Genomic DNA, 2,514 nt, shown 5'->3' with positions numbered 1-2,514 from the left:
CTTGGGGTGGCGGAACAGGAATTCCTCGATCTCGCGCGGGTAGATGTTCTCGCCGCCGCGGATCAGCATGTCCTTCACGCGGCCGACGATGTTGCAGTAGCCTTCCTCGTCGATGGTGGCGAGGTCGCCGGTATGCATCCAGCCGTCGCGGATCGCCTCGCGCGTGCGCGGCTCGTCGTCCCAGTAGCCCTGCATCACGGAATAGCCGCGCGTGCACAGCTCGCCCGTCTCGCCCACCGGCACGATGCCGCCGGCGCCGTCCACGATCTTCACTTCGAGGTGCGGCTGCACGCGGCCCACCGTGGTCACGCGCTTTTCCAGCGGGTCCGTGGTGGCGCTCTGGAACGACACCGGGCTGGTCTCCGTCATGCCGTAGGCGATCGTCACCTCCGCCATGTGCATCTGCGCGATCACGCGCTTCATGGTCTCGATGGGGCAGGGCGAGCCCGCCATGATGCCGGTGCGCAGCGTGGAGAAATCGTACCTGGCAAAGTCGGGGTGGTCGAGCTGCGCGATGAACATGGTCGGCACGCCGTGCAGCGCGGTGCAGCGTTCCTCGCTCACCGCGGCCATCGTCGCCACCGGGTCGAACGCCTCGCCCGGGAATACCATGCAGGCGCCCGTGGAGACGCAGGCCAGCACCGCCAGCACCATGCCGAAGCAGTGATAGAACGGCACCGGGATGCACAGCTTGTCCTGCTCGGAGAAGCGCATCGCCATCGCGATGAAGCGCGCGTTGTTGACGATGTTCCGGTGCGTCAGCGTGGCGCCCTTGGGCGCGCCGGTGGTGCCGCTGGTGAACTGGATGTTGATGGGGTCGTAGCGGTCCAGCGAGGCGCTGATGGCGTCCAGCTCGCCCTTGATGGCATGCGTGCCATGCGCGAGCAGCGCATCGTAGTTGAGCATGCCCGGCGTGCGCTCCGCGCCCATGCGGATCACCCAGCGCAGCGCCGGCAGGCGCGCGGCCTGCAGGTGGCCGGGCTCGCTCGTGGCTAGTTCCGGCGCCAGCGTCTGCAGCATCTCCAGGTAGCGCGAGGTCTTGAACGACTCCGCCGCGACGATGGCCTTGCAGCCGACCTTGTTGAGCGCATATTCCAGCTCCGACAGCCGGTACGCCGGGTTGATGTTGACCAGCACCAGCCCCAGGCGCGCGGTGGCGAACTGCGTCACCAGCCACTCCACCCGGTTCGGCGCCCAGATGCCGATGCGGTCGCCGCGCACCAGTCCCAGCAGGCGCAGGCCGCCGGCCATCGCGTCGACCACCTGCGAGAACTCCAGCCAGGTCCAGCGCACCCCCTGCTCGCGGAACACCACCGCCTCGCGGTCGGGGAAGCGCGCCACCGTCCCGGCCAGCAGCGCCGGCACCGTCAGCTCGGACAAGGGCGTGTCGGTCTCGCCCCGTACGTGGGACAGGCCCGCCACGGGCAATGTCGATGGGCCAGCCGCACCCTGCATGGTCATACTCGTCTCCAAAGCGCTGTCGCTATCTTGTCCGGATCCCGGTTTCCTGAGTCGGGCTCAACTTAGTTGAGTACGGCTCAAGTTCCGGGCTGCGCATATTTTTGGGTTGCCAGGCCTGTTTTTTTCATGTTGGGCCGGCCGCGCTGACAGGAAAAGTACACGCTGCGCCCAAAAAATGCAACCTTGAGTTGAGTAAAGATCAATTACAATGCCGTGACACGCGCCAAGGCCCGCGCGGGCGGCCCGGCGGCGCCGTTTCTTGTTGCGTCGCAACATGCGCGCCGCACTATAATCAGCGCCTTCCGGCATGCGAGGTAACAGGTCGATGGACGACATCACGGCGCGGCGCCGCCTTCCCGCGGGCGCCAAGGCGGAACAGCGCATCCGCGACATCCTGCGCGTGAGCCGCGAAGTCTTCGCCGAGCTCGGCTACGAGCGCGCCACCACCACCGAGATCGCCCAGCGCCTGGGCATCTCCGAAGCCACCGTCTTCACCTATTTCCACGGCAAGCGCGAGCTCTGCGCGCGCGTGATCGAAGACTGGTACGACGAAATCATCGGCGTGGTGGAGGCGGGCCTGCCGCGCGGCCAGAGCACCAAGGCCCAGCTCGAGTTCTACGTGCGCACCCATCTGCGGCTGTTCCTGATCCAGGGCACCGGCCTGTGCGCGCTGGTGCTCTCCGAAGGCCGCGCCAAGGGGCCGGGGCTGGGCGAGGTGTTCGTGCCGCTGCAGCGCCGCTACACCGCGCCGCTGATGGACCTGCTGGCCCGCGCCCGCGAGAGCGGCGAGATCCGCGCCGACCTGCCCCTGAGCCTGCTGCGCTCGGCCATCCTCGGGCCGATGGAGCATATCCTGTGGGACGCCATCGCCCGCCAGCGGGAAGTTGACATCGAGCGCACCGCGCGCGACCTCGTCGCGCTGCTGTGGCCGGCGCTGCTGCCGCCGGACCTGGACGCGGCGGCGCTGCGGGAGTTCTACGGCGAGGTCGGGGCGGCGCTGCGGCGCGCCGGCGGCACCCTGGGCCAGCCCTAGGCGCGGCTGCGGCGGCCCGC

General features: G+C 68.6%; 2 protein-coding genes. One reads left to right on the top strand and one right to left on the bottom strand.

The window, feature by feature from the left end:
* Positions 1 to 1,461, bottom strand: a 1,461-nt coding sequence (locus tag K206_RS0125565) for an AMP-binding protein (RefSeq protein ID WP_043367093.1), incomplete at its 3' end; no start/stop codon positions are given.
* Positions 1,462 to 1,786: 325 nt separating this feature from the next.
* Here K206_RS0125565 and K206_RS0125560 point away from each other — a divergent pair.
* Entirely contained in the window at positions 1,787 to 2,494 is a 708-nt protein-coding gene (locus K206_RS0125560; RefSeq protein ID WP_020205226.1) for a TetR/AcrR family transcriptional regulator, read from the top strand.
* Positions 2,495 to 2,514 lie beyond the last annotated feature (20 nt).

Source organism: Cupriavidus sp. WS, from assembly GCF_000395345.1.
Classification (GTDB): Bacteria; Pseudomonadota; Gammaproteobacteria; order Burkholderiales; family Burkholderiaceae; genus Cupriavidus; species Cupriavidus basilensis_B.
This window is presented reverse-complemented; position numbering and strand designations above follow the sequence as displayed.